A 23,170-nucleotide genomic window follows, 5' to 3' on the forward strand; every position below is an offset into this window, starting at 1 on the left:
CCTTATGCACCCACACATGATCAAACTGCTGAGCCTCTCGGGTCTGACCCTCGGCCTGCTCGCGGCCAGCCAGGGCGTGCGCGCCGACGAAATCAAGGCGCCGACCTTCACCGCCGAGCCGTGCTGCAGCCTGTGCCCGGCCGCCCATGACGCGCGCAACTACACCACACGTTATCAGCAGAACTTCACCACCCTGGTACAAGCCCAGGGCGACTGGCTGTTCCGTACTCAGGAAGACCTGCGTACCGAGTTCGACACTACCCCGTCTGGCTACAAGCGCATGCAACAACTGCATGACGCGTTCAAGTCCAAGGGTGTGGAACTGGTGGTGGTCTACCAGCCGACCCGTGGCCTGGTGAACCGCAACAAGCTCAACCCCGAGGAAAAAGCCAAGTTCGATTTCGACAAGGCATTGACCAACTACAAGACCATGCTTGGCCGTTTCGCCAAGATGGGCTACGTAGTGCCGGACCTGTCGCCGTTGACCAACGAGCAACTGCCGGATGAGCTGCCGGCCCACGATTTCTACTTCCGTGGCGACCAGCACTGGACCCCGTACGGCGCCCAGCGCACCGCGAAAATCGTCGGCGCCAAAGTGCGTGCCATGCCTGAATTCGCCGATATTCCCAAGCGCGAATTCGAAACCAAGCGCTCCGGGCGCATGGGCAAGACCGGCACCCTGCATAACATGGCCGGGCAACTGTGCGGCACCAGCTACGCGATCCAGTACATGGACCAGTTCACCACCGAGCCGAAGGGCGAAGCCGGTGACGGCGACCTGTTCGGCGATTCGAGCAACCCGCAGATCACCCTGGTGGGCACCAGTCACAGCGGCAAGAACTACAACTTCGCCGGCTTCCTGCAACAGGAAATCGGCGCTGATATCCTCAACGTCGCCTTCCCCGGTGGTGGTCTTGAAGGCTCGATGCTCCAGTACCTGGGCAGCGACGAATTCCAGAAGTCGCCGCCAAAGATTCTGATCTGGGAGTTCTCGCCGCTGTATCGCCTCGACCAGGAGACCATCTATCGCCAGATGATGTCCCTGCTCGATAACGGCTGCGAAGGCAAGACCGCGCAGATGGCCGCGAGCACCACCTTGAAACCCGGCAAGAACGAATTGCTGGTGAACAGTTCGAACAAAGACCTGCGCAACGCCAACCATCAGGTTGATATCCGCTTTGCCGACCCGTCGGTGAAAACCTTGCAAGCCACCCTCTGGTACATGAACGGTCGCCACGAGGACATCAAGATCGAGAAACCCGAAACATCCGATACAGACGGGCGTTTCGCCTTTGAACTGCGCACCGATGAAGACTGGGCCTCTCAGAACTTGCTGGCCGTGGAAGTGCAGGGCCCCGAAGCAGGCGCTGCCGCGCAGAAAGTCGAAGCGAAAATTTGCACACGCAACGTATTCCCAAGCGGCGGTCAAAAAACCGCATCAACGCATTGAAATAAGCGTGCAATGAGGTTACCTATGCAGAAGTTATTGATCCCTACGTTACTGGGCCTGGCGATGTTCGCAGGCTCCGTCAACGCCGCGGCACCGCTGCGTCCACCACAAGGCTATTTCGCACCGATTGAAGCGTTCAAGACCGGCGATTTCAAGAAAAACTGCGACACCATGCCGACGCCGTACACCGGGCCGTTGCAGTTTCGCAGCAAGTACGAAGGCTCCGACAAGGCGCGTTCCACGCTGAATGTGCAATCCGAAAAAGCCTTCCGCGACAGCACTGCCGACATCACCAAGCTGGAAAAAGACACCAGCAAACGCGTGATGCAGTTCATGCGCGACGGTCGCCCCGAGCAACTCGAATGCACCCTGAACTGGCTGGTATCGTGGGCCAAGGCCGATGCATTGATGTCCAAGGACTTCAACCACACCGGCAAATCCATGCGCAAGTGGGCGCTGGGCAGCATGGCCTCGGCCTATGTGCGCCTGAAGTTCTCCGACTCGCACCCGCTGGCTAACCACCAGCAGGAATCGCAACTGATCGAAGCCTGGTTCAACAAACTGGCCGATCAGGTAGTCAGCGACTGGGACAACCTGCCCCTGGAAAAAACCAACAACCACTCCTACTGGGCCGCCTGGTCGGTGATGGCAACGTCCGTCGCCACCAACCGCCGCGACCTGTTTGATTGGGCGGTCAAGGAATACAAGGTCGGCGTCAACCAGGTCGATGACCAAGGCTTCTTGCCGAACGAATTGAAACGCCAGCAACGCGCCTTGTCGTACCACAACTACGCCCTGCCGCCGCTGTCAATGATCGCCAGTTTTGCCCTGGTCAACGGTGTTGATCTGCGCCAGGAAAACAACAGCGCGCTCAAGCGCCTGGGCGACAAAGTGCTGGCTGGGGTGAAAGACCCGGAAATCTTCGAGCAGAAAAATGGCAAAGAGCAAGACATGAAGGACCTCAGGGAAGACATGAAATACGCATGGCTTGAGCCGTTCTGCACCCTCTACACCTGTGCGCCGGATGTGATCGAGCGCAAACACGGGATGCAGCCGTTCAAGACGTTCCGCCTCGGGGGCGACCTGACCAAGGTGTACGACCCGGCGCATGAGAAAGGCGACAAAGGTTCCTGACCGGACTCGGTCCCCTGTGGGAGCGGGCTTGCCCGCGATAGCTATATGACATGCAACATTGATGTCGTCTGACACACCGCTATCGCAGGCAAGCCAGCTCCCACACTGAGCCGGTTTCGACAGTGAAATTGTTGTACCGCCCTCCCCCGAATTTCGTGGGGGGGTTTGGGGGGGCTCTGGCCCTTGACTGTCTGTTAAACATGGAGAGATCGGGATGGTTTTCTCGTCCAATGTGTTCCTGTTTCTGTTCTTGCCGATCTTTCTCGGTTTGTATTACTTGAGCGGGCAACGCTATCGCAACCTGCTGCTGCTACTGGCCAGCTACGTGTTCTACGCCTGGTGGCGAGTGGACTTCCTGGCGCTGTTCGCCGCGGTGACGCTGTGGAACTACTGGATCGGCCTCAAGGTCGGTGCGGCAGGCGTGCGCACCAAGCCGGCCCAGCGCTGGCTGCTGCTGGGCGTGGTGGTCGACCTGTGCATCCTCGGCTACTTCAAGTACGCCAACTTCGGCGTCGACAGCATCAATGTGATGATGAAGTCGGCGGGCCTGGAGCCGTTTATCCTGACCCACGTGTTGTTGCCGATCGGTATCTCGTTCTACATCTTCGAGTCCATCAGCTACATCATCGACGTGTATCGCGGCGACACCCCGGCCACGCGCAACCTCATCGACTTTGCAGCGTTCGTGGCAATCTTCCCGCACTTGATTGCCGGCCCTGTGTTGCGCTTTCGCGACCTGGCCGACCAGTTCAACAACCGCACCCACACCCTCGACAAGTTCTCCGAGGGCTGCACGCGGTTCATGCAGGGTTTCATCAAGAAGGTCTTCATCGCCGACACCCTGGCGGTGGTGGCCGACCATTGCTTCGCCCTGCAAAACCCGACAACGGGTGATGCCTGGCTCGGCGCGCTGGCCTACACCGCACAACTGTACTTCGACTTCTCCGGCTACAGCGACATGGCGATTGGTTTGGGCTTGATGATGGGTTTCCGCTTCATGGAAAATTTCAAGCAGCCGTACATCAGCCAGTCGATCACCGAGTTCTGGCGTCGCTGGCACATCAGCCTCTCCACCTGGCTGCGTGACTACCTGTACATCACCCTGGGCGGCAACCGTAAAGGCACGCTGACCACCTACCGCAACCTGTTCCTGACCATGTTGCTCGGTGGCCTGTGGCACGGTGCGAACATCACCTACATCGTGTGGGGCGCCTGGCACGGCATGTGGCTGGCGATTGAAAAAGCCATCGGCCTCAACACCTCGCCGCGCAGCTTCAACCCCGTGCGGTGGGCCTTTACCTTCCTGCTGGTGGTAATGGGCTGGGTGATCTTCCGCGCCGAAAACCTGCACGTCGCCGGCCGCATGTACGGTGCGATGTTCAGCTTTGGCGAGTGGTCGCTGTCGGAACTCAACCGCGCCAACCTCACCGGCCTGCAAGTGGCAACGCTGGTGGTGGCCTATGCAACCCTGGCGTTTTTTGGCCTGCGCGACTTCTACACCAATCGCCCTGCCGAGAAGACCAAGCCAGCCGACCCGAGCCTGATCAAGGCCGTACCGGGCGACAACCCTGGCAGCATCCACGAGCCCGGTTTCACCGTGGGCCAAGATGCCGCCGTGCAACCGGCCTACTGGACCGCTGACTGGCCACGCTACGCCATGCGCGCTGCGGTGCTGCTGTTGTTCGTGGCGTCGATTCTCAAATTGTCGGCGCAGAGTTTCTCGCCGTTCCTTTACTTCCAATTCTGAGGGAGCCGACCATGACCCGTTCATTACGCGTCCTCTATATCGGCCTGTTCCTGGTGCTGCTGCTGACCCTGGGTGCCTGGTCGCTGCGCAGTTTCTTCGGATTCAGCACCAATGCCGACGCGACGGTGCTCAACGGCCGTTGGACCAAGGCTGTCGAGACGCACTACGACGAAGAGTTCCCGATCAAACGCCTGGGCACCAACCTGTGGGCAGCGCTGGACTATAAGCTGTTCAATGAAGGTCGCCCTGGCGTGGTACTGGGTCGCGATCACTGGTTGTACAGCGACGAGGAGTTCAACCCCATCGTCAACGAAGACCAGAACCTTGAAGGCAACTACGCGCTGGTCGAAGGCGTACGCCAGAAGCTTAAGGCGCAGGGCATTCAACTGGTGATGGCGATCGTGCCGGCCAAGGTGCGCCTGTACCCGGAACACCTGGGTGAAGTGAAACCGGCCAGCATCCACGCCAACCTGTACCAGGACTTCCACGCCCGTGTCGCCGCCGACAAGATCATCGCCCCCGACCTGCTTGGCCCACTGCAACAGGCCAAGCTCGCTGGCAAGCAAGTGTTCCTGCGCACCGACACTCACTGGACGCCGGACGGTGCTGAAATTGCCGCCAAGCAGTTGGCCAAGACGATTACCGAAAAGACCCCGCTGAGCGGCGAGCCTCAACGCTTTGTCACCGAAGCCGAGAAAACCGAGCCGCACAAAGGCGACCTGCGCCTGTTCCTGCCCCTGGACCCGCTGTTCGAAAACCTGATGCCACCTAAAGAGCCGCTGGAAAAACGCGTCACGCACCTGGCCGAAACCAAAGGTGACGACGCGCTGTTCAGCGACAGCGAAACCCCGGTGGCACTGGTGGGCACCAGCTACAGCGCCAACCCCAACTGGAACTTCGTCGGCGCCCTCAAGCAAGCCCTGGGCAGCGACGTAGTCAGCTACGCCGAAGACGGCCATGGCCCGATCCTGCCGATGCTCAGCTACCTCAAAAGCGATGACTTCAAGAACAGCCCGCCACAGGTGCTGATCTGGGAGTTTCCTGAACGTTATCTGCCCGTGAACAACGAAATCGGCGATGCCGACCCCAAGTGGGTTGCGCAACTTAAACAAGCCGGTACGCGCCGACAAGACATGGCACAGAACACCCCAGTTAAACATCAAAAATCCGAGACGCCCGACCGGGCGCACAACTGAAAGAGAGGTAACTCACATGACTTTCACTACAACTCCTCGTCGTCTCGCCAAAACCTTGGCCCTCGCCGCTGGCATGAGCATCGCTTCGATGTCGGCCTTCGCCGGTGATGCCGCCTTGTACGGCCCCGTCGCACCGAAAGGTTCAAGCTTCGTGCGCGTCTACAACGCCTCCAATCAAGAAGTCAGCGCCACCGTTGGCAGCACCAACCTGAGCGACGTCGCGCCGCTGGCGAGCAGCGATTTCAGCTTCATGCCGGGCGGTGACTACAGCGCCAAGGTGGGCAGCCAGACCGTACCGGTCAAACTCGCCGCCGACCACTACTACACCCTGGTCAACAACGGCAGCGGCCAGCCACAGCTGATCGAAGAACCACCGTTCAAGAATAAGCAGAAGTCCCTGGTGCGCGTGCAGAACCTCAGCGACAAGGCCCTGGCCCTGAAAACCGCTGACGGCAAGACCGACGTGGTCAAGACCGTGGCTGCCAAAGGCCGCGGCGAGCGCGAAATCAACCCGGTGAAAGTGAGCCTGGCCTTGTATGACGGCGACAAGAAAGTCAGCGACCTGAAGCCAGTTGCGCTGGAGCGCGGTGAAGCCGCCGTGCTGTACGTTACGGGTTCCGGTTCGAGCCTGTCGCCAGTCTGGGTGAAACGCCCAGTGTCGACCCGCTGATCAATTTTTCGACCAGACTCCGTTCCCCTGTGGGAGCTGGCTCCCACAGGGAGCGAGGAGTCTGGTCGGACCGAGACAAAAACAAGAGTGAAACGACAAACCTTCGTAGCTCTGACCCAAATTGATTCAAGGAGAAACACATGATCCCAGTAATCCTTTCCGGTGGTAGCGGCTCACGTCTTTGGCCGCTTTCCCGTAAACAGTTCCCTAAACAATTCCTGGCCCTGACCGGCGAACACACGCTGTTCCAGCAAACCCTGGAACGCCTGGTGTTTGAAGGCATGGACGCCCCGATCGTGGTCTGCAACAAGGACCACCGCTTTATCGTCAACGAACAACTGGCGACCCGTAAGCTGGAATGCCAGCGCATCCTGATGGAACCGTTCGGTCGCAACACTGCGCCGGCCGTGGCTCTCACCGCGATGATGCTGGTCAACGAAGGCCGCGACGAGCTGATGCTGGTGCTGCCGGCCGACCACGTGATCGACGACCAGAAAGCCCTGCAACGTGCGCTGGCCCTGGCCACCGTAGCCGCCGAGCGTGGTGAGATGGTGTTGTTCGGCGTGCCGGCGACACGTCCGGAAACCGGTTATGGCTACATCAAGTCCACCGCCGATTCGCTGCTGCCCGAAGGCGTGAGCCGCGTGCAACAGTTCGTGGAAAAACCCGATGAAAAACGTGCAGTCGAGTTCGTCAAAAGCGGCGGTTACTTCTGGAACAGCGGCATGTTCCTGTTCCGCGCCAGCCGCTTCCTCGAAGAGCTGAAAAAGCACGATCCGGACATCTACGACACCTGCGTGCTGACCCTGGAACGCAGCGAGCAAGATGCCGACACCGTGTCCTTAGACGAAGCCACCTTCGCCTGCTGCCCGGACAACTCCATCGACTACGCCGTGATGGAAAAAACCCAGCGCGCCTGCGTGGTGCCGCTGAGCGCCGGCTGGAGCGACGTGGGTTGCTGGGCGTCGCTGTGGGCTGTCAACGACAAAGACATCCACGGCAACGTCAGCAAAGGCGACGTGGTGATCCAGGACAGCCGCAACTGCATGATCCACGGCAACGGCAAACTGGTGTCGGTGATTGGTTTGGACAACATCGTGGTCGTTGAAACCAAGGACGCGATGATGATTGCCCACAAGGACAAGGTCCAGGGCGTCAAGCAGATGGTCAACACCCTGAACGACCAGGGCCGCACTGAAACCCAGAACCACTGTGAAGTCTATCGCCCGTGGGGCTCCTACGACTCGGTGGACATGGGCGGCCGCTTCCAGGTCAAACACATTTCGGTCAAGCCGGGCGCGTGCCTGTCGCTGCAAATGCACCACCACCGCGCCGAACACTGGATCGTGGTCAGCGGCACGGCCGAAGTCACCTGTGACGAGAACGTGTTCCTGCTCACCGAAAACCAGTCCACCTACATCCCCATCGCCTCGGTGCATCGCCTGCGCAACCCAGGCAAGATCCCGTTGGAGATCATCGAAGTGCAATCGGGCAGCTATTTGGGCGAAGACGATATCGAGCGGTTTGAAGATATCTACGGCCGCTCGACGCCAGTTGAGCGTGGCGTGTCGGTGAAAACTATCGCGCAGTAAAACAGTCGTACAAGAAGCCCCCGTCCAGCCGCCTGCGTCCCCTATCCGCAGCCGGTTGGGCGGGGGCTTTTTAGTTCACCGGCCGTTCAAGACTATGCGCGACCGCCCCAGTTACTTGGGGACTAGGCATTGTAATTGCCCGTATTGTTAGTGCTGGCGCCCGCCATGTCATATTTGTTCTTGCCATATTCCTCCATAGTCCTGCCGCCCCAGACCATAGCCCCTCCGAACACTTTCGCACCTGCGCCACCACTGGTCGCAATTCTCGCGCCAGCCCCCTGCATCGCCGCACCTGCCACCGTTATGGCGGCCCCGGCGGCCTTGCCCTTATTCGAATCATCCTTAACGTGAAGCGCCGTTGAAAACGGCGAATTGACGCGATTGCTGATGCCTTGCATGAGTGTGTGGCGCAGATTCGTAAGCCCCAGGTTTTGCATACGCGGTAACCCGTTCGAGCTGACCTCTTGCTTGAGCACTTGATTGGGTGTTTCCAGCACCGCAGGCGCTGGCGTGGATGCCAGCGAGACAAAAGGCGTCGGTACAGGGGCAAGGGTATTTGATACGGTCATAGAACATCTCACTTCGTAAGTCTACGGTAGAGTTCCTTCATGGCTAAACGCGCAACTCCGTGCTCAAACTCTGTGGGAAAAAGCTCGAAACCGGTTCCCGTATCAAAGGAAATGCCTACACACCCAGGTCGTGCTTTGCGGCTGCTGAACAGACGCAATCCTGGGTTTTGATTGCCGTTACCTACGATTGGCGTGATCGAATGTGTCGGCACCATACTCCTGGGCAACCTTGCCCCCCACGATCATCGCGGCGCCGAGGACCTTGGACAACGCCCCACCGCTGGTGGCCAGTTTTTGCCCAGCCTCCTGGGTTGCCATGCCGCCCATGCCAATACCAAACCCCTTGGCGTGCCGGGCGTTCATACCGCTGTTGCGCAGATCTGCTGAAGGCGCTTGCAGCAAGGTTTGCCCCAAGTTTGTAAGCTTCTGATTCTGCATACGACCAGACGGGCGTGAACCCGGCTCTTCGTTCGTTTGCCTGGACGCTCCAGCCGTATTCGCCGCTGGTGCTCGCTGAGCCGTGATGAGAGAGGTCACCGCCGACGCCAGGGCGGAGGTGACGGCCGGCGCAAGAAGGGCTGCTGCAATCATAGTTTTTCTCACTTAATCAGACTGCGGTTGATAACCCTCCTGGGTAGTCGGTATTTCCCTATGCTGGCTCTGTGGAGAAAATGAGTTATCAGGTTCCCTGTAAACGAAAACCGCCTCCCGCGATAGGCACCGAGGCCACCCCGCAGGTAGGATGTTTTATCTGCTTATGAGGTTGTCATCATGTTCTTCGGCGTCCTACTGATCATCACCTGGTTGATCCTGCTGCTGCGCTACCCGGCCAAGGCCTTGCCAGTGTCGCTGGCAGCCGCCATTGGCCTGGGCCTGGTCGCCGTGTGGGTGGTATGGCTGGACAACCGCGAAGCCTCTCAATTAGCCCGGCTGGAACTGCGAATCACCTATGCCGCCGAAGAATGCCCGGCCGACCGGCCGCTCAAACTGACCCTGAACAACGGCAACGACGTGCCCCTCACCGAGCTGCGTTGGCGCGTCGCCGCCTATGCGCCGGGCGACACGGTCAACCTCGCCGACAATGTCTACGCCGCCCCGCGCTATCGCGGCCCTGGTGAGTTGCAGGCCGGCGCCACCTGGGACGATTGCCTGCCCACACCGCCTCTGCGCGCCGGCTACCGCCCGCAAACCCTGCAATTTCGTGCCGAGCACGTGCAAGGCAGTTTCTCGGACTGACAAAGGACTGACCCATGCCCAACGTACTCATCACCGGATGTTCAAGCGGCATCGGCCGTGCTCTGGCAGATGCTTTCAAAGCGGCTGGCTACAACGTGTGGGCCAGCGCCCGCCGCCCGGAAGATGTCACCGCTCTCGCCGCCGCTGGCTTCAATGCCGTCGAACTGGACGTCAACGATCGGGTCGCCTTGATGCACCTGACCGAGCAATTGGGAGAGCTGGATGTTCTGATCAACAACGCTGGCTATGGCGCCATGGGACCGCTGCTGGACGGCGGCACCGAGGCAATGCAGCGCCAATTCGAGACCAACGTGTTCTCCATCGTCGGCGTGACCCAGGCGTTGTTCCCAACCCTACGGCGCAGTAAGGGCCTGGTGGTGAATATCGGCAGCGTTTCCGGGGTACTAGTGACGCCTTTCGCAGGCGCCTACTGCGCGTCGAAAGCGGCCGTGCATGCATTGAGCGATGCGCTGCGTATGGAGTTGGCACCGTTTGGTGTGCGCGTGATGGAGGTCCAGCCTGGCGCAATCAACACCCACTTCGCAAAAAATGCCGGGGCCCAGGCCGAACTGTTGATCAATGAACAGTCGCCGTGGTGGCCGTTGCGCGACAACATCCGTGCGCGCAGCCAGGCCTCCCAGGACAAGCCGACGCCGGCCAGCGAGTTCGCGGCCGAGGTGCTCAAGGCCGTGCAGCAACCTCAGCCTCCACGCCTGTTGCGTTCGGGCAATGGCAGCCGAGCGCTGCCGTTGATGGCGGCACTGCTGCCCAAAGGTTTGTTAGAGAGCGTCTTGAAAAAGCGCTTTGGATTGGAGCGGAGTTTGTAATGATCGACTACAGCGACTTTTTTGATGAAGTGATCCAGACCCATGTCGAGATCGAGCAATGGTTTGCCGGCGTTGCGCCGGAGGGCACTTTGCAGAGTTTGCTCGCGCGTTTCTCGCCGGCGTTCAGCATGGTTGCACCGGCGACCGGTACCCGGGTCAATACGGCCGGGGTCAATGCGCTATTCACTCGTTTGGGCGGCATGCGTCCAGGGTTGAAGATCACGTTGAGCGAGATGACCGGGATTGACCGGCATGCACGTGGCGCCACGGTGACTTATCGTGAACATCAGATCGACGACAGCGGCACCCAGACCGATCGCCGCGCCACGGTGGTGTTCGAGAAGCAAGCCAGCGGCGCGCTGTTGTGGCGGCATTTGCATGAGACTTTTATAGCGCAATGAGGTAACTGCCAGGCCGGGTCCTACAAGAAACAGCGAAATGCCTGACAGCATTACAACTAACCAATCCCCAGGCTCTTTCACCTCTGTTTACTCACAGGTGAAAGGATGCCCAGCGATTTCTTGCGAAGCGGTGTGCCGGATGCGCACACCACGACCCGCCAGCGACTGACCAGTCAGCTGGACTTGCCTAAGCTCTATCGAACACTCGATGCCGACCCGGCTATCGTCGGGGCCGGGGTGGTGCATATCGGCAGTGATTATCGTGTGACGGTGCTGCGTGAGTTTTTACCGTTATGTGGCGTCAAGCCCAAACGGGTGATTTTGCGGGAGGTGGCTGGGCCGATAATGACTGCCGATGACTATGCGGAGCTGACGGCAAGCTCGCCGCGTGAATCGCAGCTATGGCGAGAGGCATCGGGGATGGCTACCTCCTGTGGAGGGGCCGTAATTGGCTACATCATTGCGAAATCAGGAATCGCAGCAGCGCCTTTCAGCGCGGGTACCAGCCTTGCATTAAGCTACGTCGCTTACAGCGCTGCGACTGCCAGTGCCCTCCAGTGTGTCAATGGTTCATGGAGAGTCGCCAACGAATTGACCAATCCCGCCACAAACGACTATTACGACAGCCTAAGCTGGTATCAGGCAATGACCGTCGCCCTGGATGGCATTTCATTGGTCGGGGCAGGTACCACCACCTTCGCTACCGTCAAAACAGTAATGGCCATCAAGCGTGCGACTGGGCGTAATTCGACAGACATCTTGAGACGCATGAGTCGCCAGGAACGTGCAAAGTTAACGACCGAAGTGCTGCGACTGCAGAACCCTCGCCATCCCCGCGAAATGCTTCGCCTGAAGCAGCTGGCGGGGCAGCTACCCAAACGCTACAGCAACCCCCAATTGCGTTTAGGCATTCTCACTCAAATAAAAGACCAGGTTGGAGCGACATTGAGCGTTGGAGGCAGCACCTATTGCGGAAATATCAATCACATAGTCATTGGTCTCTATGAGGAGTTTTCCGACCATGACTTATAGCGTCGACCCCTCCCGTGAATATCGAATTTGGCGCCGTTACGCCTATCGGTTCTTACCCTCATGGGGCAGTGCTCTGCTGCTGAGCCTGAACAACATAGCGATCAACATGGCGCTTAGCTTGTCTTATTACGCAAAGGCCAATCATTTACCGATTGAGTTTTCTTTCGGGACAGGTATGGCACTTTGTCTGATTTTTTTAGCAGGCCAGATAATGCTATTTGAAGGCTTGCGTCACGCATTCCGAATACTCACACCCGTCGCCATCGTTAATACCTGGCTCGCGATTAGCTACCTGGCCAATCACCCGGCGACGCTGTTCAACTTATTCCCTTTGTTCACATCCCTGCTTTACATCTTGGTCCTCCACTCAAAGAACCACCGCCGCTATACCAGCATGCTCAGGGTAAAGCGCCGACGAAAAATCAGGTTTAAAGCACTATTTACCTAGACCCACCTCTTCATTTTTGCACTGCACCGACAATCACCGTGCAAGTAATCCCCGCTGCCAGCAACACCCCCTCTGCCAGGCCGGGTCCTACAAAAAACAGCGAAATGCCTGACAGCATTACAACTAACCAATCCCCAGGCTCTTTCACCTCTGTTTACTCACAGGTGAAAGGATGCCCAGCGATTTCCTGCGAAGCGGTCGCCGGATGCGCACACCACGACCCGCCAGCGACTGACCAGTCAGCTGGACTTGCCTAAGCTCTATCGAACAATCGATGCCGACCCGGCTATCGTCGGGGCCGGGGTGGTGCATATCGGCAGTGATTATCGTGTGACGGTGCTGCGTGAGTTTTTACCGTTATGTGGCGTCAAGCCCAAACGGGTGATTTTGCGGGAGGTGGCCGGGGTGTTGATGACCGCCGATGACTACGCGCAACTGGCGGCAAGTTCACCGCGAGAGTCTCAGCTGTGGAAGGAGGCGTTACGACAGCCTGAGCGGGTATCAGGCAATGACTTCAGCCTTGGACGGTATTTCGCTGGTGGGCGCGGGCAGCACGACGTTTGTCACGGTAAAAACCGTCATGACGATCAAAAACACCACAGACCGCAGCGTCACTGACATTTTAAGACGCTTGAGTCGACAGGAACGCGCAAAACTGACTCATGAAGTTCTGCGCCTGCAAAATCCCCGCCATGCTCGCGAAATGATCCGGTTGAAGCAATTGGCTGGAAAGCTTCCAAAGCGGTTCAGCAATCCCCAACTACGTCGGGACATTCTCATTCAACTAGCCGATCAAGTGGGGGCGGTTATTGCGATAACTGGCAGCAGCCTCTCTGGGAATATCAACCAAATCGTCATCGCCTTATATGAGGAGTTTGACAACCATGAGCAGTAAAAACGAACCCACTCGGGCGCCTCAAACATTGCGGCGTTACACCCAGCGTTTTGCTTTTACGGTGGGTACCGCAGTGTCCATGAACTTGGTCAGTCTCTCAGGCAACCTTTCACATAGCCTGTCGTATTACTCCCGAATAAATTATCTCCCCAGCGAATACTCGATAGCGGCGAGCCTGATGTTGCTACTGATAATTTGCGCTGGTTTGACCCTGGTAGCGGCAGGCTTACGCTTGGGGCCTGCTCTACTTGTGGGCGCCGCCGCCCTGAACGCTTTGCTGGCGGCAGACTATTTGGGCAACCACCGCGTTACTATGTTCGCGCTATTTCCGTTGGTTCAAGCTCTGTTCTGCCTACTGTTGCTCAATACAAAAAACCATCGCCGCTTCGTCGGTATGTTGCGCGTCAGACGCCGGCGCAAAGTGAGGGCCAGAGCACTCGCGTATTAGTCAGACTCAATCGACCTGCAACTCTCGAACAATCACGGTGCAGGTAATGCCTGCCGCCAACAACACCCCTTCCGGCACTTCATCAATGTGAATCCGCACCGGCACGCGCTGCGCTAAACGCACCCAATTGAAGGTCGGGTTCACATCGGCAATCAGCTCGCGACTTTCGGGGTTGTCACGGTCGTAGATGCCGCGCGAGATGCTTTCTACGTGCCCCTTGAGGGTCTCGCCGCTCATCAATTGCATATCGGCTTTGTCACCGACCTTGACGTGAGGCAGTTTGGTTTCTTCGAAGAACCCGTAGACCCAGAACGAGTTCATATCCACCACCGCCATCTTGGCTTCGCCGATGCGGGCGTAGTCGCCGCGATGCACATTCAGGTTGGTGACATAACCATCGACCGCCGCCACGACTTGAGTGCGTTTGAGGTTGAGTTCGGCCGCTTCCAATTGCGCCAACGCGTGCTGGTAATCCGCCAGCGCCGAGTCAGCGATGTTGCTGGCGTCTTCCCGGTTTTCCTTGGAGATCACCAGCGCATCCAGGTCAGCTCGGCGATGGGCGTTGACCTTGCGCATCTCCCAGGTGGCCTTGCGCGACGCCACCAGCGATTGCGCCTGCTTGACCGCAATGCGGTAGTGCTCGGGGTCGATCTGCATCAGCAGGTCACCCTTTTTTACCCGTTGGTTATCACGCACAGGCACATCGACCACTTCACCCGTTACGTCAGCCGCCACGTTGATGATGTCCGCACGCACGCGGCCGTCGCGGGTCCATGGGGTCTCCATGTAATGCACCCACAGCGTGCGGCCAATCCAGATCGCCAAAGCCAATACCAGCAAGGTCGCAAGCAGGCTGAAAAACTTTTTCATCGGGGCATTCTCAACGGTAGACGGTCAGCGCAAGGGCGCCAAACAGGCAAACGAACAGGCTCAGGCGCAGCAACGCCGGGTGCCAGAAAAAACGGTACAGGTCGAACCCGGCCAGGAAGCGATCCAGCGCCCAGGCCAGCACGGCCGCGATCAGGAACATCAGGGTCATGGTCGGCATGTACACGCCGTGGAAGGCGATTTCACGGGGCATGCGGAGATCCTTGCGTGGCGCCTTCGAGGGCTGCCAGTGGTGATTGCGGGTTCAAAAGCGAGGTGCGGATAAAGTGCAGATAGCTCTTCACCCGGCGCAGGGCCGAGGTGTCGAAGTGCGGGGCGAAGGGTTCGTCGGTGGCCTGCACGCGGCTGATCGCGTGGTCCACAGCGATCAGGCCACGCTCCAGGTTGCTCGCGCTGGGTTGCAGGAACAGGCGCACCAGTGAGCGGCCCATCACGCGGATCGCCTGGCGCCAGGGCTGGGATTCGGCGTACGCCGGGTGCACTGGCAAAATCGCCTGTTCCTTGCGCAACTCGATGATCGCGTGGCCGACTTCCAGCACCACGAACATCCAGCGCAGCAGGTCGCGCTGCACGTGTGGCTGGCCGACGGCCAGGCCATAGGCCTGGTGCAGCAGGTCGCGGGTGCGGCTTTCGAAACTCGAGGCCAGGCCCTTGAGCTTGCCGCTGATCGCGTATACCACTTGCTCACGCAGGTCCTGCTCCAGGCGGCGCCACAGCCAGCGGCTGTTGGGCGGCAGGACGATCGCCCCCGCCGCCGCGCACACCAGCATGCCGATGACCATGGCGATGTAGTCGTTGATAAAGGTGTAGGGGTTGTAGACCGTAAGGTTGTCCGGCACCGAGCCGGTGCTGAAGAAGATCAGCAGGCCCACGCCTACACCCGCGTATTGCGGGCGTGAAGCGAGGAAGGCGCCAAAGATGATCACCGGGGCGAGCATCACGCAGAGCAGCGCAAAACCGTCGATCAAGGGAAATACGAAGAACATTTCGACAAAACCCACCAGTGCACCGATCAAGGTGCCACACGCCATCTGGAATGCCATGCGCTTGGGGTTGGGTGTGGCGGCGGACAAGCCGACGGTGGCAGCGGCGATCAGGGTCATGGTTGCGCCGCTGGGCCAGGCGGTAGCGACCCAATAGCTGCCGAGCACAATCAAGATGAATGACGCACGAATCCCCGAGGCGGCGCAGGCCAGCCAATTGGTTTTCGGTATGAAGGTTTCGTCCCACTGCTCGCGCGCATGGCTGTGATCCGCGAGGGAGGCGTGGGTTTGTGCGTAGTTGTGCAGGTCATCGACAAAGCGGTAAAGCAGCTCGTAGGCGGTATGAAAATCCAGCTGTTCGGCTTCGCTGGGGCTCTGTTCCTGGAAGGTCGCGCGCAGGCTGCGGACCTTGGCGGGCAGGTCGCCCTTGTAGGCGCTCAGTTGGTTGACCAGGCGCGCCGCGTCAGGGCTGGTGAGTGCGCGACCGGAGAAACCGTCGAGCACTTCGGCAAGATCCTGCAGGCCGGGTTTGATTGCCGCTACCACGTGGTCCGCCTCGTCGGTGCGTAGGCGTTCAAGCAACTGGTGCAAGGCGTTGAACCGCGTGGTGATACTCATGAATTCGCTGTTGAGGCGGCTCAGCCGACCATTGCGCCGGCGCATGTGCGGGTCTTCAAACACGGTGAGACTGCGCAGCCCTTCCAGGCCGATCGCTTCGGCGATAAAGCGTACATTGCTGGCCTCGAAACAGTGGCGTTCACTGCGCCCGCGCAGGCCATCGGTGACAAACAGCGCGAACACGCCAAAACGTTGGTACAAAGCGTTGCGCATGGCGGCGCTGCTGGTTTGCGGCAGGATCGCCGCGCTGACCAGCGTGGAACACAAAATCCCCAGGGAGATTTCCAGCACGCGCCACACCGCCGCCATAAAGGCGCCGTCCGGGTGGGCCAGGGCTGGCAAGCCGACCATCGCCGCCGTGTAGCCGGCCAGTACAAACCCGTAGGCGCGAAAGTTACGGTTGCGCGTCGCACCTGCAGTGCAGACACCGACCCAGATCGCCAGCGCGCCGAGAAACAACTCGGTGTTCTGCGCAAACAGGGCAATCAACAACACCATCACCGCGGACCCCGCCAGGGTGCCAAGGAAGCGGTAGAAACTCTTGGCAAACACCTGGCCGCTCTGCGGTTGCATCACGATAAACACGGTGATCATTGCCGTGCGCGGTTGCGGCAGCTCCAGGCGCATGGCCAACCACAGCGTGAGGAACGCGGCGATCAGCACCTTGAAGATATACACCCAGGTCACGCCGTCGCTGCGTGCCCAGTCGAAAAAACCACGGCGCCACTCAAGGGAATGCAGCCAGCGCAGCGGTGCAGGCAAGGGGGTCATCTAATCCTACTCAGTGATCAAACACGGCGAGCGCCGCCGGGGTCTTGCTCGGGAGGGTCTTGGTATCTGGCGGTACGTCGTCGCCGGCCTTGATACCGCCGCCCAGGGCGGTCACCAGTTCGGCATAGGTGGCCAGGCGTGCGGCCTGTACTTGTTGCTCGACCTGCTGCTGGCGGAACAGCAAGGTCTGGGCGTTGAGCACATTGAGATAATCGGTGAGGCCGCGCTGGTAGGCGATCATCGCGATGTCGTAGGTCTTTTGCGCCGACGCCACCGATTGCGCGGCGAAAGAGGATTGCTTATCCATCGATTCACGGCGGATCAATTGATCGCTGATGCCTTTGAGCGCATTCACCAGGGTTTGGTTATAGCGCGCCACCGCGATGTCATAACCGGCACTGGCCTCACCCAGTTGCGCACGCAAGCGACCGCCGTCGAAGATCGGCAAGGTGATCGCCGGGCCAACGTTGTAGTTGAATTTCTTGCCCGCCAGGAACGCTAGCATGCCGCCGCCGGTGGCCACATAGCCAAGGCTGCCGAGCAGGTCCACGTTGGGATAAAAGCCGGCGTGGGCCACATCGATGCCACGCGCCTGGGCCGCAACCTGCCAGCGACTGGCGACCACATCCGGACGTTGGCCGAGCAATTGCGCGGGCAGGCTTGAGGGTAATGTCAGCGGTGCGGCCAGGGACAGTGTCGGGCGATGCAATTGCGCGCCCTCCCCCGGGCCTTTGCCCGCCAACGCCGCCAACTGGTTACGGCTCAGGGCAATTTCTTCGTCCAGGGCGTCAAGTTGCCGGTGGGTTTCCGGCAGCGGGGTTTCAGCCTGGCTGACGTCGAAGTGCGTGCCGATCCCGGCGTTCAGGCGTTTGTTGGCCAGGTCGAGAATCTGCTGCTGTTGCGCCAGGGTGGCCGCGACGATATCGCGATTGGCGTAGTGCAATGACAGCTGGATATAGGCGCGCACCACTTTATTTTGCAGTTCGAGCTGGGCCTGGCGTGCTTCGGCGGCGCTCACATGCGCCAGGTCGACGGCACGCTCGGTGGTATTGCTTTCGCGGCCCCAGAGATCAAGGGCATAGCTCAGGCCGAGGGACGAATTATTGTCCCAGGTGTTGGCGCCACTCAATTCACCTGGGCCATAGAACTGATCCTTCGGCCAGTTGTGGCGCTTGAGGGTGGTGTCACTGTTGACCTGCAACGACTCGGCTGACTCGGCAATCCCGGCCATCGCCCGTGCTTCACGGACGCGTGCGGCAGCCATGGCCATGCTCGGGTTGTTTTGAGTGGCGAGGTCGACCCAGCGGTTGAGTTGAGGGTCGCCGTAGGCCTGCCACCATTGCGCGGTGGGCCAATGAGCATCCTTGGCGGCACTCTGAATCGCTTCGTCGGTGGTCAGGTTGTTGGCGTTGAGGGACTGGCCTTGGGGAGCGATTCCTCCGGTTCCGATGCAGCCGCTGATTGCTAACGATAAGGCGCAAACACTGAGAGCCTTCAGCCCTCTGTTAATGAGAGTCTTCAGCTCTCTGCTGATGCGACGCGGCACGGCAAGCGAATTCCTGAGGTGGTGATGCGAGGGAGGTGGCGCAATTCTAGGCGGCACCATGAGAGACGATAAGCTGGTATTCCTGTGAATCTTTGTTACCGTTCCAGCGATAATCCGTTGGTAGGGATCACTGGACGGCGTAACTTTCTGTCACAATTTGTTATCTCCCCTGAGAAATCCCCATGGACACTTTGCAAAATATGCGCGCCTTCAGTTGCGTGGCCGAAGCGGGCAGCTTCACCGCCGCCGCCGTGCAACTGGATACCACCACAGCCAACGTGTCGCGCGCGGTCTCCAACCTTGAGGCCCATCTGCAAACCCGCTTGCTCAACCGCACCACCCGCCGCATTGCGCTGACCGAAGCCGGAAAGCGTTATTTGTTGCGCTGCGAGCAAATCCTGGCCTACGTCGAAGAAGCCGAGGCCGAAGCCAGCGATGCCCACGCGCGCCCTTCCGGGCAGTTGAAAGTGCACACCATGACCGGCATCGGCCAGCATTTCGTGATTGACGCGATCGCCCGCTACCGCCGTACCCACCCGGACGTGACCTTCGACCTGACCCTGGCCAACCGCGTGCCGGACTTGCTCGACGAGGGCTATGACGTGTCGATCGTGCTCGCCAGCGAGCTGCCGGACTCGGGTTTCGTGTCGCAGCGCCTGGGCATCACCTACAGCATCGCCTGCGCCTCGCCGGATTACGTCAAGGCCAAGGGCTGCGCGCATCGCCCCCATGACCTGCTCAACCATGCCTGCCTGCGCCTGGTCAGCCCGGTGATCCAGCTGGACAAGTGGACCTTCAACGGCCCCGAAGGCCAGGAAAGCGTGGCGATCAACACCTCGCCTTTTCTGGTGAACTCGGCCGATGCGATGAAAACCGCGATCACCAGCGGCATGGGCATCGGCTTGCTGCCGGTGTATGCGGCCATTGAGGGCTTGCGCAACGGCACCCTGGTGCGGGTGATGCCCAATTACCGCTCCCAGGAGTTGAACCTGTACGCCATCTACCCGTCGCGCCAATACCTCGATGCGAAGATCAAAACCTGGGTGGAATACCTGCGCGGCTCGCTGCCGGAGATTCTGGCGGCGCACCAGGCGGAGTTGGTGGCGTATGAGTTGGGTGGCAGCCTCAGCGGCGCTCGGTTGGCGAACTGAGTCCTCTCACGCAACACCGATTCAATGTGGGAGCTTGCCTGCGATAGTGGCGGGTCCGCGACGGCTGATGTTGGCTGATACGCCGCCATCGCAGGCAAGCCACACACATTCGCTCCCTGCCCACTTTAGGTCGGCGGTGCCCTGACAATTGTTGGCAGGAATGTTAGCGTGCTTGGCATTCTTCCGTAGTCGATGAGCCCGCCTGCAATGAAAAAGACTGTCCTCGCCTTCAGCCGTGTCACCCCGGAAATGATCGAACGCCTGCAACAGGATTTCGAGGTGATTGCGCCCAACCCCAAGCTGGGCGATATCAACGCTCAATTCAATGAAGCCCTGCCCCACGCCCACGGCCTGATCGGCGTGGGTCGCAAGCTGGGCCGCGAGCAGTTGCAAGGCGCGGGCAAACTGGAAGTGGTGTCCAGCGTGTCGGTGGGTTACGACAACTATGACGTACCGTTCTTCAACGAGCGCGGGATCATGCTCACCAACACCCCCGACGTCCTCACCGAAAGCACCGCCGACCTGGCCTTCGCCCTGCTGATGAGCAGCGCCCGCCGTGTGGCCGAGTTGGACGCCTGGACCAAAGCCGGCCAGTGGAAAGCCAGCGTGGGCGCGCCGTTGTTCGGTTGCGATGTGCATGGCAAGACGCTGGGCATCGTCGGCATGGGCAATATCGGCGCGGCCGTGGCACGGCGTGGACGCTTGGGTTTCAACATGCCGGTCCTGTACAGCGGCAACAGCCGCAAGCCGGCGCTGGAGCAGGAACTGGGCGCACAATTTCGCAGCCTGGATGAACTGCTGGCCGAGACGGACTTCGTCTGCCTGGTGGTGCCGTTGAGCGACAAGACCCGTCACCTGATCAGCACCCGCGAGCTGGGGCTGATGAAGACCAGCGCGATCCTGATCAACATTTCCCGAGGCCCGGTGGTCGACGAGCCGGCGCTGATCGAAGCACTGCAAACCCAGCGCATCCGTGGCGCCGGGCTGGATGTGTATGAACAAGAGCCGTTGGCCGAGTCGCCGCTGTTCCAACTGAGCAATGCCGTGACCCTGCCGCACATTGGCTCGGCCACGAATGAAACCCGTGAAGCCATGGCCAACCGTGCGGTGGACAACCTGCGCAGCGCCCTGCTGGGTCAACGTCCGCAGGACCTGGTGAACCCGCAGGTGTGGAAGGGTTGACAAAAATTCTCTGTGGGAGCGGGCCATGTACCACACAAAATACGGTTAAAGCCTGGCGCGCCCAAGTCGATAACCTTCCATAGATCGTCCTCCCTGATCCACAGAAGGTTTTTATGTCCACCACCAAAGCCCGCGCAGACTCACTTTCGCTTCTGCTCTTTACCTTGCGCAGCGGCAAGCTGATGGCCATCAACCTGCTGAAAGTCAGCGAAATCATTCCGTGCCCGCCGCTGACCAAGCTGCCGGAGTCTCACCCGCACGTCAAAGGCATTGCCACCCTGCGCGGTGCCTCGCTGGCAGTGATCGACCTGAGCCGTGCCCTGGGCGAAATGCCCCTTGAAGACCCCAACGGCGGCTGCCTGATCGTCACGGATGTGAGCCGTTCCAAGCAGGGCCTGCATGTGCAGGCGGTGAGCAAGATCGTGCATTGCCTGACCACCGACATCCGCCCGCCGCCCTATGGCTCCGGCGGTAACCGCGCGTTCATCACCGGGGTCACCCAGGTGGAAGGCGGCCTGGTGCAGGTACTGGATATCGAAAAAGTCATCCACGGTATCGCGCCGGCACCGGTCGAAGTGGCGCCTACCGACCTGACCATGGAAGAAGCTGAAGTACTCGGCCATGCGCGGATCCTGGTGGTCGACGACAGCCAGGTCGCCCTGCAGCAATCGGTGCACACCCTGCGCAACCTCGGCCTCACCTGCCACACCGCGCGCAGCGCCAAGGAAGCTATTGATGTGCTGCTGGAGCTGCAAGGCACGGCCGAGCAGATCAATGTGGTGGTGTCGGACATCGAGATGTCTGAAATGGACGGCTATGCCCTCACCCGCACCCTGCGTGAAACACCGGACTTCCAGCACCTGTATGTATTGCTGCACACCTCCCTGGATAGCGCGATGAACAGCGAAAAAGCCCGCCTGGCCGGGGCTAACTCGGTGCTGACCAAGTTTTCCTCGCCCGAGCTGACCAAGTGCCTGGTAGTGGCCGCCAAAACCGTGGCGCAACAGGGTCTGTGACCGAGTATTTCCAACTACTGCGCCGCGACCTGAGGGGCAGCCTGCCCGCCCCGCAGTGGCCGGCCAATACACAGTTGGATCATTACCGCGCAGACCTCGCCCCGGCGATTCACGCGGTGTTGCGCATGACCCAGGACCAGGGCGGCGGCCGCGTTCCCAACCTGGAAACCTGGCAGCGCCAATTCAATACCGATGCCGAGTTCGACCCCACGCTGTGCCTGGTGGCCAGCAACGGCGAGAGCATTCTCGGCGTGGCCCAGTGCTGGACCAGCGCCTTTATCAAGAACCTTTGCGTACACCCTTGCGCCCAGGGCCAGGGAGTGGGCCGCGCGTTGTTGCTGCACAGCTTCCAGGTCTTCAAGCAGCGCGGCGAACCCTACGTGGACCTCAAGGTGCTGGAGAGCAACCTGCGTGCCCGGCAACTGTATGAAAGCGCGGGCATGGTATTTGTCCTACGGGATGTGGCCGCAGACGACTGACAGTCGCTGGCGCATAACTTGCTTCCAGAGTCCCTGAACGGTGAACAGAGGTAAAAACCCGTCACCGTTCCTGCGTGCCTTCTGACCTAGCCTGGTGACAGATCTGCCATGAACACTCACTTTTCCTGCGTCGGTTGCGGTAAATGCTGCACCGACCATCACGTGCCCCTGACACTCGACGAGGCCCGCCTGTGGGCGGCGGACGGCGGTAACGTCATCGTCCTGGTGGAAGGGTTCCTGGGTAATGGCCTGGGCCTGCCCCAGCAGCAACGCGAACATGCCGAGCGCCGTTCGGTGGTGGTGCCCAGCGGCAACACCGAGGCGTTTGTGGCGATCACCTTTGCCGCCTACAACGCCGGACGCTGCCGGAATCTTGACGAAGACAACCTGTGCCGCATCTATGAACGCCGGCCATTGGTGTGCCGCATCTACCCAATGGAGATCAACCCGCACATCCCGCTGAACCCTGCCGCCAAGGATTGCCCACCGGAATCCTGGGAACAGGGCCCTGCGCTGATCGTGGGCGGTGAGTTGATGGACCTGGAGCTGGCTGAGTTGATCCGCCGTTCACGTCAGGCCGATCGCGATGACGTGCAGACCAAGGAAACGGTGTGCGCCTTGCTGGGCATACGGACCACGGCGCTCAAGGGGGATGGGTTTACCGCTTACCTGCCGGACATGGGCGCATTTGGCCAGGCGATTGAGTCCGCAGCGAATCAGCCACCCGTGGCCAGCGAGTGGGTGTTCCATGTGTCGGGCCTGGACATCGCCGAACAGGTGCTGGACGCCGGCGCGCGGGTTGCGACTGAGGTGCCGGCCAACTATGCGTTTATTTCGTTGCGGGCGGCTTAGGCTGTTCCTGCCCGCGATAGCGATGGCGCTTTCACCACG

General features: G+C 60.0%; 24 protein-coding genes. 18 read left to right on the forward strand and 6 right to left on the reverse strand.

The window, feature by feature from the left end; all coding sequences use genetic code 11:
* Positions 1 to 4: 4 nt before the first annotated feature.
* The 6 genes from AACY36_RS01635 to AACY36_RS01660 all read left to right on the forward strand — a co-directional run bounded on the left by AACY36_RS01635 (position 5) and on the right by AACY36_RS01660 (position 7,789).
* Positions 5 to 1,450 carry an alginate O-acetyltransferase gene (locus AACY36_RS01635; protein WP_339427208.1) on the forward strand — a complete coding sequence of 482 codons (1,446 nt, stop codon included), beginning with the start codon at positions 5 to 7 and terminating at the stop codon, positions 1,448 to 1,450.
* Positions 1,451 to 1,474: 24 nt separating this feature from the next.
* Positions 1,475 to 2,584, forward strand: coding sequence for a mannuronate-specific alginate lyase (locus AACY36_RS01640; protein WP_339417655.1), 1,110 nt, complete (start codon positions 1,475 to 1,477; stop codon positions 2,582 to 2,584).
* A 214-nt stretch (positions 2,585 to 2,798) separates the two neighbouring features.
* Positions 2,799 to 4,331 (forward strand): MBOAT family O-acyltransferase, encoded by a 1,533-nt coding sequence (locus AACY36_RS01645; protein ID WP_012722328.1) that lies wholly within the window; start codon positions 2,799 to 2,801, stop codon positions 4,329 to 4,331.
* Positions 4,332 to 4,342: 11 nt separating this feature from the next.
* On the forward strand, positions 4,343 to 5,527 hold the full coding sequence (locus tag AACY36_RS01650; protein ID WP_339436096.1) for an alginate O-acetyltransferase: 1,185 nt from the start codon (positions 4,343 to 4,345) through the stop codon (positions 5,525 to 5,527).
* A gap of 16 nt (positions 5,528 to 5,543) precedes the next feature.
* Entirely contained in the window at positions 5,544 to 6,197 is a 654-nt protein-coding gene (locus AACY36_RS01655) for an alginate O-acetyltransferase AlgF (RefSeq protein WP_339417650.1), read from the forward strand.
* A gap of 140 nt (positions 6,198 to 6,337) precedes the next feature.
* Positions 6,338 to 7,789: a mannose-1-phosphate guanylyltransferase/mannose-6-phosphate isomerase gene (locus AACY36_RS01660; protein WP_339417649.1), complete on the forward strand. Its 1,452-nt coding sequence runs from the start codon at positions 6,338 to 6,340 to the stop codon at positions 7,787 to 7,789.
* A gap of 122 nt (positions 7,790 to 7,911) precedes the next feature.
* On the opposite strand, the gene AACY36_RS01665 is transcribed toward AACY36_RS01660, so the two are convergent.
* Together AACY36_RS01665 and AACY36_RS01670 are read right to left on the reverse strand one after the other, a co-directional pair.
* Positions 7,912 to 8,358, reverse strand: a complete 447-nt coding sequence (locus tag AACY36_RS01665) for a hypothetical protein (protein WP_339496700.1) — start codon at positions 8,356 to 8,358, stop codon at positions 7,912 to 7,914.
* 177 nt (positions 8,359 to 8,535) lie between these two features.
* Positions 8,536 to 8,772, reverse strand: coding sequence for a hypothetical protein (locus tag AACY36_RS01670; RefSeq protein ID WP_339427140.1), 237 nt, complete (start codon positions 8,770 to 8,772; stop codon positions 8,536 to 8,538).
* Between the two features lie 357 nt (positions 8,773 to 9,129).
* Between AACY36_RS01670 and AACY36_RS01675 the strand changes: the two genes are divergently transcribed.
* The 7 genes from AACY36_RS01675 (at position 9,130) to AACY36_RS01705 (ending at position 13,645) form a co-directional block, all read left to right on the forward strand.
* Positions 9,130 to 9,594, forward strand: a complete 465-nt coding sequence (locus AACY36_RS01675; RefSeq protein ID WP_339417643.1) for a multidrug transporter — start codon at positions 9,130 to 9,132, stop codon at positions 9,592 to 9,594.
* Positions 9,595 to 9,608: 14 nt separating this feature from the next.
* Positions 9,609 to 10,421: an SDR family oxidoreductase gene (locus AACY36_RS01680; protein WP_339496702.1), complete on the forward strand. Its 813-nt coding sequence runs from the start codon at positions 9,609 to 9,611 to the stop codon at positions 10,419 to 10,421.
* On the forward strand, positions 10,421 to 10,822 hold the full coding sequence (locus AACY36_RS01685; RefSeq protein WP_339417640.1) for a DUF4440 domain-containing protein: 402 nt from the start codon (positions 10,421 to 10,423) through the stop codon (positions 10,820 to 10,822). Before AACY36_RS01680 ends, AACY36_RS01685 begins: the two co-directional genes overlap by 1 nt.
* Before the next feature lie 105 nt (positions 10,823 to 10,927).
* Positions 10,928 to 11,854, forward strand: a complete 927-nt coding sequence (locus AACY36_RS01690) for an NAD synthetase (RefSeq protein ID WP_339417638.1) — start codon at positions 10,928 to 10,930, stop codon at positions 11,852 to 11,854.
* Entirely contained in the window at positions 11,844 to 12,302 is a 459-nt protein-coding gene (locus AACY36_RS01695) for a hypothetical protein (RefSeq protein ID WP_339417637.1), read from the forward strand. The genes AACY36_RS01690 and AACY36_RS01695 overlap by 11 nt, the downstream gene beginning before the upstream one ends.
* A 421-nt stretch (positions 12,303 to 12,723) precedes the next feature.
* Complete coding sequence (locus AACY36_RS01700; protein WP_339455517.1) at positions 12,724 to 13,197, forward strand: hypothetical protein; 474 nt, start codon at positions 12,724 to 12,726, stop codon at positions 13,195 to 13,197.
* Complete coding sequence (locus tag AACY36_RS01705) at positions 13,187 to 13,645, forward strand: hypothetical protein (protein WP_339455516.1); 459 nt, start codon at positions 13,187 to 13,189, stop codon at positions 13,643 to 13,645. The genes AACY36_RS01700 and AACY36_RS01705 overlap by 11 nt, the downstream gene beginning before the upstream one ends.
* A gap of 6 nt (positions 13,646 to 13,651) precedes the next feature.
* Here AACY36_RS01705 and AACY36_RS01710 read toward each other — a convergent pair whose 3' ends face one another.
* Genes AACY36_RS01710 through AACY36_RS01725 form a run of 4 tightly spaced genes read right to left on the reverse strand, consistent with a single transcriptional unit; the run spans position 13,652 to position 18,451 of the window.
* On the reverse strand, positions 13,652 to 14,515 hold the full coding sequence (locus tag AACY36_RS01710; RefSeq protein ID WP_339427142.1) for an HlyD family secretion protein: 864 nt from the start codon (positions 14,513 to 14,515) through the stop codon (positions 13,652 to 13,654).
* A gap of 10 nt (positions 14,516 to 14,525) precedes the next feature.
* A complete protein-coding gene (locus AACY36_RS01715) occupies positions 14,526 to 14,726 on the reverse strand; it encodes a DUF1656 domain-containing protein (protein WP_012722318.1) in 201 nt (66 codons plus the stop codon).
* Complete coding sequence (locus AACY36_RS01720) at positions 14,716 to 16,905, reverse strand: FUSC family protein (protein WP_339496703.1); 2,190 nt, start codon at positions 16,903 to 16,905, stop codon at positions 14,716 to 14,718. The genes AACY36_RS01715 and AACY36_RS01720 overlap by 11 nt, the downstream gene beginning before the upstream one ends.
* A gap of 10 nt (positions 16,906 to 16,915) precedes the next feature.
* The gene (locus tag AACY36_RS01725) at positions 16,916 to 18,451 is read right to left on the reverse strand and encodes an efflux transporter outer membrane subunit (protein WP_339417628.1); all 1,536 of its coding nucleotides are present in this window, start codon (positions 18,449 to 18,451) and stop codon (positions 16,916 to 16,918) included.
* A gap of 182 nt (positions 18,452 to 18,633) precedes the next feature.
* Here AACY36_RS01725 and AACY36_RS01730 point away from each other — a divergent pair, with 182 nt between their 5' ends.
* From AACY36_RS01730 to AACY36_RS01750, 5 genes are all read left to right on the forward strand, one after another.
* Complete coding sequence (locus AACY36_RS01730; protein ID WP_339496704.1) at positions 18,634 to 19,602, forward strand: LysR family transcriptional regulator; 969 nt, start codon at positions 18,634 to 18,636, stop codon at positions 19,600 to 19,602.
* Between the two features lie 207 nt (positions 19,603 to 19,809).
* On the forward strand, positions 19,810 to 20,784 hold the full coding sequence (locus AACY36_RS01735; protein ID WP_339417621.1) for a 2-hydroxyacid dehydrogenase: 975 nt from the start codon (positions 19,810 to 19,812) through the stop codon (positions 20,782 to 20,784).
* Between the two features lie 113 nt (positions 20,785 to 20,897).
* On the forward strand, positions 20,898 to 21,800 hold the full coding sequence (locus tag AACY36_RS01740; protein WP_339417620.1) for a chemotaxis protein CheV: 903 nt from the start codon (positions 20,898 to 20,900) through the stop codon (positions 21,798 to 21,800).
* Positions 21,797 to 22,279 (forward strand): GNAT family N-acetyltransferase, encoded by a 483-nt coding sequence (locus AACY36_RS01745; RefSeq protein WP_339417618.1) that lies wholly within the window; start codon positions 21,797 to 21,799, stop codon positions 22,277 to 22,279. Before AACY36_RS01740 ends, AACY36_RS01745 begins: the two co-directional genes overlap by 4 nt.
* A gap of 108 nt (positions 22,280 to 22,387) precedes the next feature.
* Positions 22,388 to 23,131, forward strand: a complete 744-nt coding sequence (locus tag AACY36_RS01750) for a YkgJ family cysteine cluster protein (RefSeq protein WP_339417616.1) — start codon at positions 22,388 to 22,390, stop codon at positions 23,129 to 23,131.
* Positions 23,132 to 23,170 lie beyond the last annotated feature (39 nt).

This window comes from Pseudomonas sp. EA_15y_Pfl1_P101, assembly GCF_963970835.1.
GTDB classification, from domain to species: Bacteria; Pseudomonadota; Gammaproteobacteria; order Pseudomonadales; family Pseudomonadaceae; genus Aquipseudomonas; species Aquipseudomonas tritici.

Bases quoted from the DNA above. Each gene is read 5' to 3' on its own strand.
- AACY36_RS01675 (WP_339417643.1), top strand. From the start codon at position 9,130: ATGTTCTTCGGCGTCCTACTGATCATCACCTGGTTGATCCTGCTGCTG.
- AACY36_RS01650 (WP_339436096.1), top strand. From the start codon at position 4,343: ATGACCCGTTCATTACGCGTCCTCTATATCGGCCTGTTCCTGGTGCTG.
- AACY36_RS01750 (WP_339417616.1), top strand. From the start codon at position 22,388: ATGAACACTCACTTTTCCTGCGTCGGTTGCGGTAAATGCTGCACCGAC.
- AACY36_RS01645 (WP_012722328.1), top strand. From the start codon at position 2,799: ATGGTTTTCTCGTCCAATGTGTTCCTGTTTCTGTTCTTGCCGATCTTT.
- AACY36_RS01655 (WP_339417650.1), top strand. From the start codon at position 5,544: ATGACTTTCACTACAACTCCTCGTCGTCTCGCCAAAACCTTGGCCCTC.
- AACY36_RS01710 (WP_339427142.1), bottom strand. From the start codon at position 14,515: ATGAAAAAGTTTTTCAGCCTGCTTGCGACCTTGCTGGTATTGGCTTTG.
- AACY36_RS01685 (WP_339417640.1), top strand. From the start codon at position 10,421: ATGATCGACTACAGCGACTTTTTTGATGAAGTGATCCAGACCCATGTC.
- AACY36_RS01660 (WP_339417649.1), top strand. From the start codon at position 6,338: ATGATCCCAGTAATCCTTTCCGGTGGTAGCGGCTCACGTCTTTGGCCG.
- AACY36_RS01640 (WP_339417655.1), top strand. From the start codon at position 1,475: ATGCAGAAGTTATTGATCCCTACGTTACTGGGCCTGGCGATGTTCGCA.
- AACY36_RS01720 (WP_339496703.1), bottom strand. From the start codon at position 16,905: ATGACCCCCTTGCCTGCACCGCTGCGCTGGCTGCATTCCCTTGAGTGG.
- AACY36_RS01715 (WP_012722318.1), bottom strand. From the start codon at position 14,726: ATGCCCCGTGAAATCGCCTTCCACGGCGTGTACATGCCGACCATGACC.
- AACY36_RS01690 (WP_339417638.1), top strand. From the start codon at position 10,928: ATGCCCAGCGATTTCTTGCGAAGCGGTGTGCCGGATGCGCACACCACG.
- AACY36_RS01700 (WP_339455517.1), top strand. From the start codon at position 12,724: ATGACTACGCGCAACTGGCGGCAAGTTCACCGCGAGAGTCTCAGCTGT.
- AACY36_RS01635 (WP_339427208.1), top strand. From the start codon at position 5: ATGCACCCACACATGATCAAACTGCTGAGCCTCTCGGGTCTGACCCTC.
- AACY36_RS01665 (WP_339496700.1), bottom strand. From the start codon at position 8,358: ATGACCGTATCAAATACCCTTGCCCCTGTACCGACGCCTTTTGTCTCG.
- AACY36_RS01680 (WP_339496702.1), top strand. From the start codon at position 9,609: ATGCCCAACGTACTCATCACCGGATGTTCAAGCGGCATCGGCCGTGCT.
- AACY36_RS01735 (WP_339417621.1), top strand. From the start codon at position 19,810: ATGAAAAAGACTGTCCTCGCCTTCAGCCGTGTCACCCCGGAAATGATC.
- AACY36_RS01705 (WP_339455516.1), top strand. From the start codon at position 13,187: ATGAGCAGTAAAAACGAACCCACTCGGGCGCCTCAAACATTGCGGCGT.
- AACY36_RS01740 (WP_339417620.1), top strand. From the start codon at position 20,898: ATGTCCACCACCAAAGCCCGCGCAGACTCACTTTCGCTTCTGCTCTTT.
- AACY36_RS01695 (WP_339417637.1), top strand. From the start codon at position 11,844: ATGACTTATAGCGTCGACCCCTCCCGTGAATATCGAATTTGGCGCCGT.
- AACY36_RS01730 (WP_339496704.1), top strand. From the start codon at position 18,634: ATGGACACTTTGCAAAATATGCGCGCCTTCAGTTGCGTGGCCGAAGCG.